General features: G+C 43.1%; 17 protein-coding genes and 1 riboswitch. Of the genes, 8 read left to right on the top strand and 9 right to left on the bottom strand.

The window, feature by feature from the left end:
* Positions 1-97 precede the first annotated feature (97 nt).
* Positions 98-229: a small acid-soluble spore protein P gene (locus TY16_RS25550; protein WP_081772887.1), complete on the top strand. Its 132-nt coding sequence runs from the start codon at positions 98-100 to the stop codon at positions 227-229.
* A gap of 54 nt (positions 230-283) precedes the next feature.
* Here the strand turns inward: TY16_RS25550 and selA are convergent, their stop codons facing one another.
* Both selA and TY16_RS25555 read right to left on the bottom strand, forming a co-directional pair.
* Positions 284-1,690 (bottom strand): L-seryl-tRNA(Sec) selenium transferase, encoded by a 1,407-nt coding sequence (gene selA / locus TY16_RS05190; RefSeq protein ID WP_043930721.1) that lies wholly within the window; start codon positions 1,688-1,690, stop codon positions 284-286.
* A gap of 128 nt (positions 1,691-1,818) precedes the next feature.
* Positions 1,819-2,058 (bottom strand): Rdx family protein, encoded by a 240-nt coding sequence (locus TY16_RS25555; RefSeq protein ID WP_442853207.1) that lies wholly within the window; start codon positions 2,056-2,058, stop codon positions 1,819-1,821.
* 184 nt (positions 2,059-2,242) lie between these two features.
* Here TY16_RS25555 and selD point away from each other — a divergent pair, with 184 nt between their 5' ends.
* A complete protein-coding gene (gene selD, locus TY16_RS05195; RefSeq protein WP_081772889.1) occupies positions 2,243-3,295 on the top strand; it encodes a selenide, water dikinase SelD in 1,053 nt (350 codons plus the stop codon).
* Positions 3,296-3,650: 355 nt separating this feature from the next.
* Here the strand turns inward: selD and TY16_RS05200 are convergent, their stop codons facing one another.
* On the bottom strand, positions 3,651-4,598 hold the full coding sequence (locus TY16_RS05200) for an L-threonine 3-dehydrogenase (protein ID WP_043930723.1): 948 nt from the start codon (positions 4,596-4,598) through the stop codon (positions 3,651-3,653).
* A 66-nt stretch (positions 4,599-4,664) separates the two neighbouring features.
* Positions 4,665-5,858 (bottom strand): glycine C-acetyltransferase, encoded by a 1,194-nt coding sequence (locus tag TY16_RS05205; RefSeq protein ID WP_043930724.1) that lies wholly within the window; start codon positions 5,856-5,858, stop codon positions 4,665-4,667.
* Positions 5,859-6,120: 262 nt separating this feature from the next.
* Positions 6,121-6,222, top strand: a riboswitch (purine riboswitch).
* A gap of 121 nt (positions 6,223-6,343) precedes the next feature.
* Here TY16_RS05205 and TY16_RS05210 point away from each other — a divergent pair.
* Complete coding sequence (locus TY16_RS05210) at positions 6,344-6,940, top strand: xanthine phosphoribosyltransferase (protein ID WP_043930725.1); 597 nt, start codon at positions 6,344-6,346, stop codon at positions 6,938-6,940.
* Positions 6,937-8,235 carry a nucleobase:cation symporter-2 family protein gene (locus TY16_RS05215; protein WP_043930726.1) on the top strand — a complete coding sequence of 433 codons (1,299 nt, stop codon included), beginning with the start codon at positions 6,937-6,939 and terminating at the stop codon, positions 8,233-8,235. The genes TY16_RS05210 and TY16_RS05215 overlap by 4 nt, the downstream gene beginning before the upstream one ends.
* Positions 8,236-8,353: 118 nt before the next feature.
* Here TY16_RS05215 and TY16_RS05220 read toward each other — a convergent pair whose 3' ends face one another.
* Together TY16_RS05220 and TY16_RS05225 are read right to left on the bottom strand one after the other, a co-directional pair.
* Positions 8,354-8,806, bottom strand: coding sequence for a GNAT family N-acetyltransferase (locus TY16_RS05220; RefSeq protein WP_043930727.1), 453 nt, complete (start codon positions 8,804-8,806; stop codon positions 8,354-8,356).
* A gap of 3 nt (positions 8,807-8,809) precedes the next feature.
* On the bottom strand, positions 8,810-9,301 hold the full coding sequence (locus TY16_RS05225) for a DinB family protein (RefSeq protein ID WP_043930729.1): 492 nt from the start codon (positions 9,299-9,301) through the stop codon (positions 8,810-8,812).
* A gap of 579 nt (positions 9,302-9,880) precedes the next feature.
* Here TY16_RS05225 and TY16_RS05230 point away from each other — a divergent pair.
* Positions 9,881-11,434, top strand: a complete 1,554-nt coding sequence (locus tag TY16_RS05230; RefSeq protein ID WP_043930731.1) for an ABC-F family ATP-binding cassette domain-containing protein — start codon at positions 9,881-9,883, stop codon at positions 11,432-11,434.
* A gap of 383 nt (positions 11,435-11,817) precedes the next feature.
* Here TY16_RS05230 and TY16_RS05235 read toward each other — a convergent pair whose 3' ends face one another.
* Both TY16_RS05235 and TY16_RS05240 read right to left on the bottom strand, forming a co-directional pair.
* Positions 11,818-12,219: a YsnF/AvaK domain-containing protein gene (locus TY16_RS05235; protein ID WP_052342604.1), complete on the bottom strand. Its 402-nt coding sequence runs from the start codon at positions 12,217-12,219 to the stop codon at positions 11,818-11,820.
* Between the two features lie 75 nt (positions 12,220-12,294).
* The gene (locus TY16_RS05240; protein WP_043930734.1) at positions 12,295-12,792 is read right to left on the bottom strand and encodes a YsnF/AvaK domain-containing protein; all 498 of its coding nucleotides are present in this window, start codon (positions 12,790-12,792) and stop codon (positions 12,295-12,297) included.
* Between the two features lie 531 nt (positions 12,793-13,323).
* Here TY16_RS05240 and TY16_RS05245 point away from each other — a divergent pair.
* The 3 genes from TY16_RS05245 to TY16_RS05255 are packed head-to-tail and all read left to right on the top strand — an operon-like array spanning position 13,324 to position 16,622.
* Positions 13,324-14,211: a putative selenate ABC transporter substrate-binding protein gene (locus TY16_RS05245; protein WP_043930735.1), complete on the top strand. Its 888-nt coding sequence runs from the start codon at positions 13,324-13,326 to the stop codon at positions 14,209-14,211.
* Between the two features lie 16 nt (positions 14,212-14,227).
* Complete coding sequence (locus TY16_RS05250; RefSeq protein ID WP_043930737.1) at positions 14,228-14,989, top strand: phosphonate ABC transporter ATP-binding protein; 762 nt, start codon at positions 14,228-14,230, stop codon at positions 14,987-14,989.
* Positions 14,982-16,622 (top strand): PhnE/PtxC family ABC transporter permease, encoded by a 1,641-nt coding sequence (locus TY16_RS05255; RefSeq protein WP_231505562.1) that lies wholly within the window; start codon positions 14,982-14,984, stop codon positions 16,620-16,622. Before TY16_RS05250 ends, TY16_RS05255 begins: the two co-directional genes overlap by 8 nt.
* 24 nt (positions 16,623-16,646) lie before the next feature.
* Here TY16_RS05255 and TY16_RS05260 read toward each other — a convergent pair whose 3' ends face one another.
* Positions 16,647-17,207 carry a GNAT family N-acetyltransferase gene (locus tag TY16_RS05260; RefSeq protein ID WP_043930738.1) on the bottom strand — a complete coding sequence of 187 codons (561 nt, stop codon included), beginning with the start codon at positions 17,205-17,207 and terminating at the stop codon, positions 16,647-16,649.
* Between the last annotated feature and the right edge of the window lie 208 nt (positions 17,208-17,415).

The raw sequence follows: 17,415 nt of genomic DNA on the forward strand, positions 1-17,415 counted from the left end.
TAAATTATTCAAGGGGCTTAAAATGCTTGGCGTGGATGTTTTCGGAAGGGATAAAACAACTTGCCGGGTCCATCCTAATGAGTAGGAGGGATGAAAAATGGCGAAAAATAATCGTAGCAACCGTGAGCTTGTCCAGAATAGCAGCCAGCCTAAACCGCTTAGCGGTTCCCATAAAGTAAAAAACCGCCAGCATTCGAGGGCAAAACACAACACCCATCATGATATGTAGCATAAAAGAAGCGTCCGATACGTAATCTATCGGACGCCTGTTTCCATATAGGGTTCACCACTGGCTAAGTGACTCGATAATGATTGATGCTTCTTCAGAAGTAACAGTCCGTAAATCCAACAATACTGCCTCATTTTGGATTCTGCTGATAATTGGAAGTTTGGACTCAAGCCTTAACTTCCTTTCCAATTGATCAGCAGTAAGTGTGGTATGAGTCAATGCAACTGAATAAGAGGGCAGCAGTACATCAGGCATAGTTCCTCCCCCTACCTGCCCCTTAGTCGGCAAAATGGTTGTAAGATAGCTTTGGGTTTTGCTTGCAAGTTCGTTTGCAAAATTAGCTGAGCGCTCTTTAAGTTCGTCCTGGCTTGTTAAGAGAGCACCCACTGTTGGGATGGATCTAATTCCTTGTTCACCCTTCAAATAAGCTAGCAGAATAGCTTCAAGTGCTGCCAGAGTCATTTTATCAACCCGGACCACACGGGCAAGCTGATGCTTTTTAAGCCTATCAATTAATTCTTTTTTTCCAGCGATAATGCCGGCTTGAGGCCCTCCGAGCAGCTTGTCGCCGCTAAAAGAAACAATGTCGGCTCCGGCTTCAATCACTTCTTTTACATGTGGCTCTTCCCCAATTCCATGCTTACTGAAATTGTATAATGCTCCGCTCCCTAGATCCTCATAGAAAACGACGTGGTTATTCTTAGAGACAAGACTAATCAATTCCTGGGCCTCAACACTCTTGGTGAATCCTATCACTTTGAAGTTACTCGTATGTACCTTCATGACCATGGCTGTATTTTCATTAATGGCCCGCTCATAATCAGCAAGGTGTGTTTTATTGGTTGTTCCAATTTCAACGAGTTGTGCCCCGCTTTCTTCCATGATAGAAGAAATCCTGAATGAGCCGCCAATTTCTACGAGCTGTCCTCGTGATACCACAACCTCTTTGTTTTTTGCTAAAGCAGTTAAGATAAGGTAAACGGCCGCTGCGTTGTTGTTTACGACCATTGCTGCTTCCGCCCCGGTAATCTCTTGCAGCAGTTTTTCAATGTGGCTGTGGCGTGAACCGCGCTCGCCTTCCTGAAGCTTGTATTCAAGATTGGAGTAATTCCCTGCCACTTCGGCTGCATGCCGGATTGCCTCTTCACTAAGCCTTGCCCTGCCAAGATTCGTATGAAGAATTGTACCCGTGGCATTAATAACCCTTTTGATGGTGTAGGAAAAGTTCTGACTGACCTTTTTTTGTAGATGTTCAAACAAAGCGTCTATAAAAGCAGCTGTCCCAGGCTCAGGTCCCTGCCATTGCCCTTTTAGGATACTTGTCCGTATCTCATCCACCACTGCTTTCAACTGCTGGCTTAGCTGTGTGAATTCAATCGATGTTTCTTCAATTAGATGAAGGAACCGGCTGTCTTGCTGAAGTTCATGGACAGGCGGTATGGAACGAAGCAATTGTTTCAAAATGGAAAACCCCTTCACGAAATAGTAGCTTTTTCCCATTATAGCACTTAAACATTTTGATTGAGACGCAGTGATGTGAAGAAAAAACAAAACTCCCGCAAGTACGTGTCACTTGCGGGAGAAGCAGATTATAGAGACTCTATTTTGGAGATGACTTCAGCAGCCTTTGGGAAAACGCCTGTTTCATCTTTTGAATAAACTTTTTCGCCATTCACAGTCACTTCGAAGATCCCCCCTGAAGCAGGAACCAGTTCGAACTTGGATATGTTCTGGCGGAAATGTGTAATCAGTTCCTCCGCGAAACTCGCGGCTTTTGGAGCGTAGTTTCACATCATGCAAAATTGGACTTTAACTTCAAACTTTCCCATTAAATAACCCCCATGTTGAAAATAATATAGCTACGGATATTTTAGTATGCCCGTAAAAAAGCAGCAAATGATATGCCTATGATACTCGAGGCGGCGAAAAAGCCCCAGTTTTCCGCTATTGTGAATTCTGTACACGTGCGGAAATCTTCCTCAAAAGGTATACTAATGATTGGAGGTGGACAAGTTGAGCGAACAGGATAAAATCCGCCTGACCTCTTTATCGACTAAAGCTGGTTGAGGCTGCAAAATTGGTCCTGAGGACCTTGCGCAAGTTTTGCGTAATTTACCAAAACAAGACCCTATTCCGGAATTGCTTGTTGGCAATGAAACATCGGATGATGCAGGTGTGTATAAAATCTCTGATTCACTTGCCCTTATTCAAACGGTCGATTATTTCACACCAGTAGTTGATGATCCGTATATGTTTGGGCAAATTGCCGCCGCTAATTCGCTGAGTGACGTTTATGCTATGGGCGGCGAGCCGAAAACAGTCATGAACATTGTTGGCTATCCTATCAAGAAGCTTGGCGCTGATATGCTTTCTGAAATATTGCGTGGAGCGGCCGATAAGGTAAAGGAAGCAGGAGCTATCACAATTGGCGGACATTCCGTGGATGACCAGGAGCCGAAATTCGGCCTATCTGTCACAGGATTCGTCCATCCGGAAAAGTTCTGGAAGAATGTTGGCGCCCGCCCTGGTGATGTGCTCGTCCTGACAAAGCCAATTGGAGTAGGTATTCTGACTACTGGAATCAAGCGTGGAGCTGTTACAGCGGCCCAGGAAGAAAAAGTAACTGCAACGATGGCGATGCTGAATAAAACTGCTGCAGAAGTGCTGCAAAACTATTCTCCGCATGCGGTTACCGATGTCACCGGTTTCGGTTTGGCAGGTCATGGCAGTGAAATGGCCAGAGGCAGTGACGTAAGCTTTGAATTGGATTTCAACTCAATTCCTTGCCTGGAAGGAACGATCGAACTCGCACGCGATGGAATTGTCCCTGGAGGTTCGAAATCAAACCATTCCTGGCTTAAGAATGATGTTGAATACAGCGGCTTAGAGCTTGCAGAACAGCTTGTTGTCTGTGATGCGATTACATCCGGAGGCCTTCTGGCTTCTATTTCACCAGATGAAGCAGAAAAGTTCGTGGCCGACCTGCATGTGTTAGGCGTAAAGGATGCGGCCATCATCGGTAAAGTGACCGAGCGGAAAGAAAAGCTGATTTATATCAGCAAATAATTCGAATGGCTAATTGGAAAAAACTACTCTTGGCAAAGTATTTCATGCTATGAGTAGTTTTTTTGTACCCTCTCATATTTAATTTCCCTTAGCGAGAAAGTTTTCAAGGACAAATTGGAATTGTAACTATAGTGAAATGTCCTTGAACTTGTCTTTCAAGTACAAATTTATGTCGCGGGACTACGAAATGTCCTTGAAACGTGGTTTCAAGGACAAATTAATGCTGAACAATAGAAAAATGTACTTGAACCGTTATACGGTAAAAAACATAAGAATACTCAATTGAATGATAGGCGCATACTAATGAAAAACCCCCGAAGTCATTTCTGGCATCGGGGCGCACTTTATAAGTTATTTATAGTTTAATAGAAAGTTTTTCAAGCATGTCATTTGTCATGGAAGCAAGGTCATACTCAGCTTTAAAGCCCCACTCTTCCTGAGCTGCAGTGGCATCAATTGAATTCGGCCAGCTGTCAGCAATTGCTTGGCGAACCGGATCCACAGCATATGACATTTCAAACTCAGGGATGTGCTTTTTAATCTCTCCGGCAATTCCCTCAGGATCAAAGCTCATTGCCGTCACATTGAAAGCATTTCGGTGTATAAGCTTGGATGGATCCGCTTCCATTAAAGTGATAATAGCATTTAATGCATCTGGCATGTACATCATGTCCATATACGTACCCTTATCTATATATGAAGCGTATTTCTTGTTTCTTATTGCCTCGTAATAAATTTCAACAGCATAATCAGTCGTGCCGCCGCCTGGAGGTGTAACATATGAAATCAGGCCCGGGAAGCGAACGCCCCTTGTGTCAACACCGAATTTATGAAAATAATAATCTGCCAGCAGCTCCCCGGCTACCTTGTTGACTCCATACATCGTTGTTGGCCGCATGATGGTGTCCTGTGGGGTATTATCCTTAGGAGTGGATGGGCCGAATGCTCCTATTGAACTTGGTGTGAAGAATTGAGCGCCTATCTCACGTGCTGTTTCGAGTGCGTTCATCAAGCCGCCCATATTCAGGTTCCAGGCAAACACAGGCTTTGATTCGGCGGTCGCAGAAAGCAAAGCTGCCAGATGCATGATAGTATCGACCTGATGTTTATTGGCGATGTTAACCATCGCTACGCCGTCATTAACATCAAGAACTTCATAAGGGCCACTCGTTGCAGCCTCGCTCGTATCATTCACTTTTATATCTGTGGCTATTACATGATCGTTGCCGTAGATTTCCCTCAGCTTAACTGTCAGTTCAGAACCAATCTGTCCAAGAGCACCGGTGACCAAAATCTTTTTCATTGATGGTTTTCCTCCCCATGCTGCAGCCAGGACGCAGCCCGGCTCCCCTTACCTTATTATTTATTGTTAACGAATGACGCCCATTTCCTTGCCGACCTTTTCATAGATAGCAATAGCCTTATCCAGCATTTCCTTTGTATGCGCCGCGGTTGGCATATTTCTTACCCTTCCTGTACCTTGAGGAACAGTAGGGAAAACAATTGATTTGGCATAAACGCCCTCTTCATTCAACCGTTTACTAAATTCCTGGGTCAACTTTTCTTCGCCTATAATGCAAGGCGTAATAGGTGTTTCGCTATTTCCAATATTGAAGCCAAGCTCCTTCAGGCCTTTTTTCAGGTAATCGCCATTATCCCAAAGCTTTTCATTCAATTCAGTGCTTTCGCTCAGGATTTCAATCGATTTAATGCATGCAGCAACATCTGCCGGAGTTAAGGCTGTGGAGAACAGGAATGGACGGCTTCGCACTTTCAGCCAGTCGATCAGGCTCTTTTTACCGGCAACATAACCGCCGACAACGCCAATCGCCTTGGACAATGTTCCAATTTGGAAATCAATCTTGTCCTGCAACCCGAAGTGTTTGACAGTTCCTGCCCCTTTCCCAAGTACTCCCGATCCGTGTGCATCATCAACATAAGTAATAAGATCGAATTCTTCTGCAATCTTTACGATCTCAGGAAGCAATGCGATATCGCCATCCATTGAAAAAACACCATCAGTAATGACCATTAATTTATTATATTTACCAGACTCGCGTGCTTCCTTCGCTTTTGCACGGAGGTCTTCCATATCTGAATGATTGAAGCGGATAATCGTTGCCCTTGAAAGGCGGCAGCCATCAATGATGGATGCATGGTTCAGTTCATCAGAAAGGATTGCATCATTTTTATCCATAACAGCCGAAATAGCTGCCATATTGCAATTGAAGCCGGATTGGTAGGCAATCGCCGCTTCGGTATGCTTGAACTCTGCAAGCTTTTGCTCGAGTTCAAGATGGATGTCAAGTGTACCGTTAATAGTACGAACCGCTCCTGCGCCTACACCATACTTCTCAATCGCCTTTTCGGCTGAATTCTTTAGGCGGCTATCAGTAGCAAGGCCGAGATAGTTGTTTGAGGAAAGGTTGATTAGTTCCCTGCCCTTGATTTTAATCATAGGACCATTTGGACTCTCCAAAGGATCAATTACATTATAAAGACCCTTTCCCTTCAAATCTTCAAGGTTATCATTCAGAAATTTCTCCAATGTAATGCTGGACATGAACATCTCCCCTTTTGAAAAAAATTAACGGCTTTTGTAGCCGGTATGTAAACATTTGTCCGTTTGGGACGGACACCGCAGAAGCGTGGAAATCCCGCGGTTTTACTGTGTTTTCTTCACCTCTAACTATATCATAATTTTGTTAGTGTTCATAATGCGAGGACAAATTCTGCTTGTATTTTGACTACGTTTGCAAGAAAAAAATGATGGAAAATCTTAAAAATAGATTGAATACTTCTTCTATCGTGTTATACTTACACCATTAATTTTATAAAACTACACTCGTATAATCGCAGGGATATGGCCTGCAAGTTTCTACCGGATAACCGTAAATTATTCGACTATGGGTGGCATGTGTGGATTGCGGTATACGCATATCCTTATTTTCCTTTTGGTTTTTAAGCCCAAAAGCACTGCCCCCTGGTTTTCCGGGGGACATGCTTTTGGGCTTTTTGCGTTATACAGGCTGAACACAGGAGGAAGATATGGATATTTTAAAGAAAAAAATCATCTCGGAGGGAATTGTCCTTTCAAAGGATGTTTTAAAGGTTGATTCCTTCTTGAATCATCAGATTGATCCAGTCCTGATGAGTGCCATAGGCAAAGAATTTGCCAACCGATTCAAGTCTTTGGGGATTACAAAGATTTTAACCATCGAATCCTCTGGCATCGCACCTGCCGTAATGGCCGGGTTGGAAATGGGGATACCGGTCGTATTTGCAAGAAAACGTAAGTCGCTTACTCTTTTAGACGGCCTTCTGACTGCGCGTGTGTATTCTTTTACAAAAAAAGAAGAAACTGAAATATCGGTAGCATCAAAGTATATTGGCCCTGAAGATAAATTGCTTATCATCGATGACTTTCTCGCAAATGGCCAGGCGGCCCTTGCGCTTTTGAATATCGCCGAAGAAGCTTCCGCGACAGTCTGTGGCATTGGCATAGTAATTGAAAAAGCATTCCAGGGTGGCGGGGCACTGCTTAGAGAAAAAGGTATCCGTGTCGAATCCCTTGCCAGGATTCAATCTATGGAAAAAGGAAAAGTTACGTTTGAACTTGATGAAAGGGAGGAAGCGATAATATGAAAACAGGAATTGTAAAAACTACATCATTGGGTATTCAGCATGTGCTTGCCATGTACGCAGGCGCTGTTATCGTACCGCTTATTGTTGGAGGTGCATTGGGCATGACTAGTGCCCAGCTGACTTACCTTGTCTCGATTGATATCATCATGTGTGGAATTGCTACGATTTTGCAAGTCTGGCAAAACAAGTTCTTTGGTATTGGCTTGCCAATCGTCCTTGGCTGTACATTTACTGCGGTTGGACCAATGATTTCAATTGGCAATCAATACGGTCTCGGTTCAATTTACGGTGCGATTATCACTGCGGGTTTATTCGTATTTCTGACAGCAGGATTTTATAGCAAGCTATTAAAATTTTTCCCGCCAGTTGTCACGGGATCAGTGGTTACCATTATTGGGATTACCCTTATACCAGTGGCTATGAACGATATGGCAGGCGGCCAGGGGAGCGCCGATTTTGGATCCATTACAAATATTGCTTTATCCTTCGGGACTCTTATATTCATACTCATGATGTATCGCTTTGCTAAGGGATTTATTAGATCAATCTCGATTTTACTCGGCCTCGTTGCTGGTACAATCGCAGCTTCGATTTTAGGAATGGTGGATTTCTCCGCTGTCCGCGAAGCTTCCTGGGTAAAGTTGCCCGAGCTGTTCTATTTTGCAACACCAGAATTCCATGCTATTCCAATCCTGACTATGATACTTGTCGCAATGGTTGGAATTGTTGAAGCAACAGGCGTCTATTTTGCTCTCGGAGATATTTGTGAAAGAAAGCTTACTGAAAAAGATATGGCAAAGGGCTATCGTGCTGAAGGCCTTGCGATTGTCCTTGGTGGGCTTTTCAATGCCTTCCCGTATACAACCTATTCACAGAATGTTGGCCTAGTTCAGCTTTCAGGTGTAAAAAGCAAAAAAGTTATTTATACAGTAGGCGGAATGCTTGTAGTACTCGGGCTGGTTCCAAAAATAGCCGCTTTAACTACTGTCATTCCTACTGCAGTCCTTGGCGGAGCGATGGTAGCGATGTTTGGGATGGTAATCGCCTATGGAATCAAAATGTTAAGTAAGGTTGAGTTTGCTTCACAGGAAAACCTGTTGATCATTGCCTGCTCTGTTGGAATAGGGCTTGGAGTTACGGTTGTACCTGACTTGTTCAGTCAACTTCCTGAAGGTGTGAAAATCCTGACAAACAATGGGATTGTTGCAGGAAGCTTCACCGCTATCATTCTAAATCTGGTTTTCAATGAATTTAAGCCAAGCCAAAAGCAAGCTGAAGTAGCTAAGGCAGCATAAGAAAAAGGTGGGCGTCCGTTTAGACGGCGCCCACCTTTTTTGTTTTCATATGAAATACCATTCAAGCTCTTTGAAATTACGTTTTAAAGATGAAATTTTGTTCAATATTAAATGTAATTTAATTCAAAGTGATATTCACCTTTAAACAAGCCAGTTTTTCACCCCATGGCGCAACACCCTCGCCGACAAATCCTGCAGAGTTGTATAACTTTTGTGCAACTGTATTTTTGGGGTGGAATCCGACCATGATTTTTTGGCAGCCTTCTTTTTCTTTCAGCCCCTTAAGTAAAGCCTCCAAGCCCTTTTTTCCATATCCCCTTCCCTGGAATGAAGAATCAATCATAAATCGATATATCCAATAATTGTTGTCATCCGGATCGAGACCCGCCATCGCAAACCCCACCATCTTTTCACCATCATGTATTCCAATAGCCTCAAAGTTAGGCAGAAACTGAACCTCTGCAATTGAATAAAGATTAGAAGCCATGAATTGCTTTTGTTCCTCACTGACTTTTAAATTTGCACACTCCTCCCAGTTACCCTTTGTTAGAGCAACTAATTTCACGCTCATATCCTACTCCCCTCCACTCTCCGAATTATAAAGCCCTCTGTTTACTAAATTAGCATTAACAGGTGTTTTTCCAACTTCCCGTGCCCATATCGAAAGCTGACCCATGTGGTGGATCTCATGTGCAATAACATGCCTCAGTATTTCTCCTAAAGCGAATGTGCTATAGCTGCCGTCTGAGTTAAAACATTTCACTTGCTGATTATCCATTTCATATTTATATCCGGAAAGGATGAGAGCTGTTTTAGCTGTAATCTCATCCGAGTAGCGGATCAAATCATCAATTGTCTGAAATATTTCGTAGTTTAATTCAGTTATTTCCTCCCCGTTAATATCCTTCATCCAGTCCCCCTCTACCTCAATAATATGTATTAATGTTCTGTATATGGTTCCAAGTCCGCCAATCCTTTTTTTGAAAAGTTCTTCCTTAGGAATTGTCTTGCACCACTCAAGCCATTCCTTGCGTACCTGCCAATTGTATTCGAATAATTTTTTCATCAAATCTCTCCTTTTTAAAGGCTGTGTTTAACAAGTATGTTGATTTTCGCTTCAGGCGCTTCGCTTTCCGCGGGCGGCCTGAGAGCTAGTCCAGCTTCAGCGCCTAGCCCCTCAAGGTCGCTTCAGTCCTTCAGGTGAAGTCAAAAAACGACTTCTCCTTCAGGCCCTCCAGCGCTTGTCGGGGCTAACCAAGGCGCTTACGCATTTCATTCTCCTCGGCGCAAGCGCCTGTGGGGTCTCCCACTGACCTTTTCTCCCGCCAGGACTTTGAATAAGCTTCCATGAAAAGCATCGCAGGAGAAAATGCGTTTTTACATTTTCGAACGAGTCTTCGCGCCTTACGCTCAAATCAATAGTATTAAAAAGTATCTATATGATTTAACAAAGCCCTTTTAAAAAAGTAATTCTCTATATTGCCACACTATCCCTTTTTAACATAGCGCTATTTTTTTTCCGTTTTCCTTAAATGGAAACAATCGCAAACCTCATTGCCACAGAACCTATAGAAGTTTTGCTGAAAATCTTGTATGATAAGAAAATGGGTAAAATTTTCGAATGAAGTGAGGATTACGAAAGAAAATGGCACTTTTAACTGTAGATAACTTAAGTCATACATTCGGGGATAGGGTCCTTTTTAAGGATGTTTCCTTCCGATTACTTGCTGAAGACCATGTTGGCCTGGTTGGCGCCAATGGAGTCGGCAAATCGACATTGATGAATATAATTACGAATCAGCTCATCCATGATAGCGGCCGTGTTGAATGGACCCCGAGTGTTCAGTACGGATATCTGGATCAGCATACTATCTTAACCCCAGGCAGAACGATGAGGGATGTTTTGCGTGATGCCTTCCTTCCTCTTTTTGAAAAAGAAAAGGAATTGAACGAAGTAATAGCAAAAATGGGTGAAGCCACACCAGAAGAGCTGGAAGAACTTCTCGAGCAGATGGGAGAAATCCAGGATGCTCTAGAAGCAGGCGGCTTCTATACCCTTGATATTAAAATAGAGGAAGCTGCACGGGGATTAGGTCTTGACGCCATCGGTCTGGACCGTGATGTTGCGGCGCTTAGCGGAGGACAGCGGACCAAGGTATTGCTTGCAAAGCTGCTGCTCGAACAGCCAAGAGTCCTGTTGCTCGATGAGCCAACCAACTATCTTGATGTTGAGCATATTCGTTGGCTAAGCGGTTATTTAAAAGAATATCCTTATGCATTCCTATTAATCTCTCATGATACGGAGTTCATGAATTCAGTTTCAAATACAATCTTCCATCTTGAGTTTTCGAAGCTGACTCGTTACACTGCGTCTTATGAAAAGTTCCTCGAGCTGGCTGAAATCAACAAGAACCAGCATATTAATGCGTACGAAAAGCAGAAGGAATTCATCAAAAAGCAAGAGGACTTTATTGCTAAGAACAAAGCTCGCTACTCAACAACCGGACGTGCAAAAAGCCGCCAAAAGCAGCTGGACCGGATGGAGCGGATTGACCGCCCTGAAACAGCCATGAAGCCAACCTTTGAATTCAAAGAGGCTAGAAGCAGCAGCCGCTTTGTATTTGAGGCAAAGGATTTGGAAATCGGCTACTCTCACCCGCTTTTACCAAAAATGGATATGGTCATTGAAAAAGGCGAAAAAATTGCCATTGTTGGATGTAATGGTGTCGGCAAATCAACCTTGTTGAAGACGATGCTTGGGAAAATCCAGCCTCTTGGTGGAAAAATTGAACACGGTGACTTCCTCTTCCCTTCTTATTTTGAGCAGGAAGTTAAAGCGATGGATATTACCCCGATCGATGATGTCTGGAATGAGTTCCCGTCTCTTGATCAGCATCAGGTGAGGGCAGCGCTTGCCCGATGTGGCCTGAAAAATGAACACATTTCCCGCCCCTTAAGCCAGCTTAGCGGTGGTGAGCAAGCAAAGGTACGCCTTTGCAAGCTGATGATGCATGAAAGCAACTGGATTCTATTTGACGAGCCAACGAACCATCTAGATATAACAGCAAAGGAAGAACTTCAGCGTGCCTTGAAAAATTACAAGGGAACCGTTGTCCTTGTCTGCCACGAGCCTGATTTTTATGAAGGCTGGGTATCAAGGGTCTGGGATGTTGAAGAATGGTCGCAAAAAGCTAACTAATCCTAAATGTAAACCCGTACCTCTTAAAATAATATGGTTCGGTAACGAAGTGCAAAATTCGAATTAACAGTGCTCTTCCCAAAGCAATTAGTAGAAAATCAACATACAATTAGCTGGTAATTTAGCAGTAAAATTAGCACACAAAAAAGCTCAGGGCGCAAAAGCCTTGAGCTTCCTTTATATTAGTGTATTGTTGCCCGAGATTTGCTTAATTTCATACTACATAGCAAGATGAGTCTTTATCATTATTTGCCAACCCTAATCTCAACATTTTGAGGCTCAGCCTTTTTAAAAAAACTTGGTTTTCTTGGTCTATTATTGTATGCCCTTTTTCAGTATCTATTTCATGGGAGTTAATAACGGATTCTCATTTAGAAAAAAACTCAATTTTCTCCATTAATCTCGTCTAAAACTACCTTTGCGCCTCCCATTGTTTCTATTCGTACTCTTTCCTCCTTCAATATTTCCTGAATCTGAATAATTTCTTTATATTGGTGATTATAAATTTCCACATCCTCCAACACTGTTGGATGGAGGATGACTTCAATTCGTTCTTCCATTAATGGTATGGTTATAGTTTCGATGCCTGAATCTTGAGTGTCATCTGAAAGCGCTGACTTTGTTTCTATGATCAATTCTTCACGAGTTATGGGCACATTAATTTGCTTCGCCTCGGTATATGTTCTTTTATAGACCCTAACATTAGCTGTTTCACTCCATTTCTTGCTTACCTGCATTTGTTCCTTATGTAATTGGAGTTCACGTTTTTCCTGTTTATCTGACAAAAGAGTCACCTTCCAAGGATAGTTAAAACACCTTTCCATTAAATTGAAATGAAAAGGTGTTCAGTGTCTAAACCTTTATTTATTAATATCTTCAAATCCGGATTCACCAGAAACGATATCGACGCTTCCAGTTGTATTCACATGGGCTTCTTCATGCTGGAGTGTTTCCTGGATTTGCTGAGTGTCCTCAACCTCACGTTTTGAAGCAGATACCTCCTCGGTAGTGACTGTATATTTGTTAACTTCCACTTCTTCCTGGCTGACTGGAATACGGATAGTCTCGCCTGAGTTAATGGATTCATTGCTCCGTTCGTTATTCATCGGTGTTCTCTTAATGACAACTTCTTCATGCATAACTGGAACATTGACAGTCTTTTGCTCCTCAACAACTTCTTTACTTAATACTACTTCGCCAGCGTCGATATTATTTTTTGTTATGTCCAGTTCTTCTTTATGAAGCTTGAGACTCCCGCTGCTTTGGCTATCCTGCTGATTTTGATTTGAACTAGTCTCATTTTCCTGACCACTTGAATTTTGTAATTTATCATCACCAAATAAATTTAAAATGTCCATTGTTAAATCACCCTCGCATTTGATTTTAGACAGCCCTTATATAATTAGCTTTAATGAAATAATTATGCTCTAATCCACAAAATTTAATGGCCTTATATAGGACTATTCCATACTAACCCTGATACGTACTTAAGGAGAATCAGTTTACAATTATCTTCCCGTCTTTATGGCAGTTTCACTGATTTACCAAAACTAGTCTCAGTCTCCCTAATCATTTTCAGAATCGCTAAAAACTTTGTTTAATCCATTCGTTTCTTCGTGGTATTCTAACCTCAAGCGCAGCAAAGTCCACGTGATTTTCTCGGTCTCTACTCATTCCGTCGGATGAGAATTCATAGCCCTTTCAGTACGATATTTTTTTGTTCGGCTTCAAAAGAGACTTAGTCAATTGATTGCCATCGAAAAAATCGATACATCATTTAATTAGTTATCGTAAATTTGAATTGTGCCAATAGTGTTAATTCGGCTTTTTGAGAAGATTTATCAGGTACAATAATCTAGGTTAAAACTAAATCTTATGGAGGCTTCAACATGAAAAAATGGCTTACACTACTCCTTGCTTCCCTTCTTGTTCTGGCATTGGCAGCATGCGGTGGAAATGAAGAAAAAGACAATGCAGGGAAAAATAACGATGAACCCAAAAAGGATCAAGTAATTAAAATCGGAGCGATACCTGACCAGAGCGCAACAGAGCTGAACAGCAATATGGAGTCTGTTGCCAAGACTCTTTCTGAAAAAACAGGAATGAAAGTAGAGTTTGTTCCTTCAGTTGATTATGCTGCTCTTGTTACCGCATTTCAGAGAGGTGAAATTCAACTTGCCTGGTTTGGCGGACTGACAGGTGTACAAGCCCGCAACCTAGTGCCTGAAGCTGAAGCAATTGCACAAAGACCTAAGGATGCAGAATTCCACTCCGTGTTTATTACAAATGACCCTAGCATCAAATCACTTGCTGATTTAAAGGGCAAGACGTTCACTTTTGGCAGTGAAAGCTCAACTTCTGGACATTTGATGCCTCGTTACTATTTAATAGAGGAAGGCATTGATCCAACAAAGGATTTTGACGGCCAGCCTAATTTCTCAGGCTCACACGATACAACCTACAAATTGGTAGAATCGGGTGCTTTCAAAGCTGGTGCCCTTAATGTATCCGTATGGGAAACGGCAGTTGCTGAAAAAAAGGTTGATACAAGCAAGGTCAGCGTCTTCTATACTACTCCTGCCTACTATGATTATCACTGGACAGTCAACAAAATGGACGATGAAACTAAAAAAGCCCTTAAAGATGCCCTCCTTTCAATGAATGCTGAGGATCTAGAAGGACTTGATATGTTTGCAGCAGATAAGTTCGTTGAAACGAAAAACGAAAATTATCAGGCAATCGAAAAGGTAGCAAAGGAACTGAAGATTATAAAATAAATGGTGTGATTAGAGAATGGTGAAAACCACTATATTGGAAGCTAATAAAATTACAAAAACATTTGGGCGGAAGATAGCATTATCTTCCCTTTCTTTTATTGTGGGGAAAGGTGAGCGAGTCGCGCTAATAGGGCCAAGCGGAGCCGGTAAAACCACCCTCCTCAATACGATTGCTGGTACAGTTGAGCCTGATTCGGGCGAATGGATGATTGATGGCAAGCCAAGATCCTCTTTTAAGAGCGGAAAGAAATTTGCCAGGAAGGTCGGCGTCATCCGCCAGCAATTTGACCTGGTTGGCCAGCTGCCTGTCATCCACAATGTACTAGCCGGAAAACTTTCGCAGTGGGGATTAGCGAAGTCCCTCCTTTCTCTTGTATTTCCTCAGGAAAAGGAACTTGCCCTGGAAGCATTAAGGCGTGTCGGACTGGAAGATAAAGCATACGCGGAAACATCTACGCTTTCAGGTGGAGAACAGCAGCGAGTTGCTCTTGCCCGCCTTCTCGTTCAAAAGCCGGAGCTTGTCTTGGCTGATGAGCCGGTTGCGTCTCTCGACCCTGCCCGCGCAGAGGATGTGCTTGCGATTATGACAGAAATTGTTGCTGATCAAAATCAGTCCCTCATTGCAAGCCTCCATTCAGTCGAGTATGCTAGGAAGTATTTTACGAGGATTATCGGCCTTAAAAATGGTGAAGTACTGTTCGATTTGCCTGCTGGCGAGGTGACGGATTCCTTGCTTGAGGTTTTGTACAGGTTAAAGGGGCTGCCAGCGAATGAATAAAGATGCAGCTTTCCCAAAAATGCGGCATAAACGGCTATCATTAACGCTCCTGCTGGCATTGGTATTCCTTTGGAGTTTAACATCTGTTGAGTGGGGTCCCGAGCTGATTCATGCCGGCGGCGAAGCGATGATAGTTGAGATTTTAAAAGGACTAGTTTCTCCCTCCCTTTCCCCTGACATACTGAAGCTTGGCTTTGAGGCATCGTGGCTTACGCTTGCGTATGCAACGGCAGGCATGTCACTGGCAATTATTTATGCATTTATTGCCGGTGTGCTTGCCTCGGGAGTGCTTACAAATGGGAAGGGCTCACGATTCTTCACCAGGCTTTTTTTCAGAGGAATCCTTGGCTTTACTCGTGCCATCCACGAGCTAGTCTGGGCCTGGCTATTTGTGGCTGCTATTGGACTTTCCCCTTACGCAGCAATCCTTGCCATTGCGATTCCGTACGGAGGAATCCTCGGAAGAATTTTTGCTGATATGCTTTCTGACGTGCCAACCCAGCCGATTGAAGCATTGAAAACTGCCGGAGCCTCACGCCTTCAATTGCTCCTTTATGGTTATTTGCCGCTTGTTCGCGCTGATATTACCAGCTACACGATGTACCGGTTTGAGTGTGCGATTCGCTCCTCCGCGATTATGAGCTTCATCGGATTAGGCGGGCTCGGGTACCAGATTGACCTAGCACTTGATGATTTGCTCTATGATCAAGTTTGGACATATGTATTCTTCCTAATTTTGCTTGTCATAATGGTCGACTTATGGAGCAGCTTGGTCCGCAGGGCACTTTTGGAAAAAGGAAAAAAGAAAATCTTTGTCACCGGAAGGTCTTCAGTACTTATTGCATTTCTCCTAATAGGGCTTACCTGGGGGTATATCTATGTTTCAGAAGACGCAAGCCTTTCCTCGCTTTTTACAAAAGAAAACGCTGAATATACATTGGACTTCTTTGGCGGAATGCTTGGTATGAATGAAGAAAACCCGGCATTCACTAATGCGGAAAGCTGGAAAAAGGCCATCGGGCTCACCTGGGAAACCCTCGTAATGAGCATCATGGCTATTGGCTTTGCAACCATTGCAGCTTTCCTGACTGTCATACCAGCGGCACGGAATATTGCAGACGGAAGCCTAACGACAACAAAGCGCTGGTACAATTGGATATTGTTCGGACTTGTGCGCATATCCTATATTTTTTCCAGGGCTGTGCCTGAACTCGTTTGGGCTATGATGATTGTGTTTATTTTTAAACCAGGAATCCTCCCTGGCGCTATTGCCCTCGCTCTTCATAATTTCGGGATCCTGGGAAAACTATGGGCAGAAGTTATTGAAGATATGGACGGTCGTCCGGTTAGAAACCTGGCAAGTGCGGGGGCCTCCAAATGGCAGAGCTTATTTTACGGAGTCATACCGGCAGTCATGCCAAAGTTCCTGACGTATATCTTATATCGCTGGGAAGTCATCATGAGGACAACGATTGTCGTCGGCTTCGTTGGCGCAGGCGGTCTCGGTATGCAATTCAAGCTTAGCATGAGCTTCTTCCATTACTCTGAACTGACGCTGCTCTTGATATGCTATATGATTCTCGTTATAATTGCCGACTTCGCTTCCGAAACTGCACGGAAATCGGTGAAATAAGTAGTAAACGCTGTAGGCTGGGGCCTACAGCGTTTTTTTCGTGTAATGGATTTCTTCCCATTCTTCTTTCAAAATGCCCATCTTAATAGAGTCGAAAAACTCCCCATTATAGATTCGCGCTTTCCGAATCCTGGCTTCCATGGTCATTCCAAGCTTCTCGCCTACTTTTATCATCCGCTTGTTGCCGGACCAGGTTGTGTAACCTATTCGATGAATAGCCATTGTCTCAAAAAGCTGGTCGATCCAGAGCTTAAAAGCTTCGGTTCCGTATCCGCCATTCCAATAAGCAGGATCGTAAATGACAATTCCGGCTTCGAGCCACAGTGAGGGCTTGTGTTCCCAATAATAAGAAACAGTCCCAATTAATTTCCCATCGGCCCATATTGACCATCTTGTATTAAGGCCTTCTTCAATCAGGATGTTCAAACTAATGATATATTCTTCCTTTTCTATTCTCTTTATCGGAAAATACGGGGCATCCCATTTTTTCCATTCGGGTTCTTCCTCGCCGTAAATCATCTCCCAGAGGAGTGGCAACTCATCTGGTGTAATTGGTTTAATGGTGACCTTCAGTCCTGTTTTCATCTCTTCATCCCATTCCTGTTCAGTTCAGGTTGTTTTTCGCGAAAAAACACGAGAGTTAGTAATTCAATGATAATCTCTATGCCTTCTTCACTTCCTGTTCCGGTAGTGGTTCCGTCTCTTCATATAACGGATCCTGGAGACCCTGTTATACCACGTATATATATTACTAGTTCTATTTCCTTACCTCTTGCAACAATCATAATAAAAT

Origin of the sequence: Bacillus sp. EB01 (genome assembly GCF_000613125.1) — a bacterium.
Lineage (GTDB): Bacteria > Bacillota > Bacilli > Bacillales > Cytobacillaceae > Bacillus_D.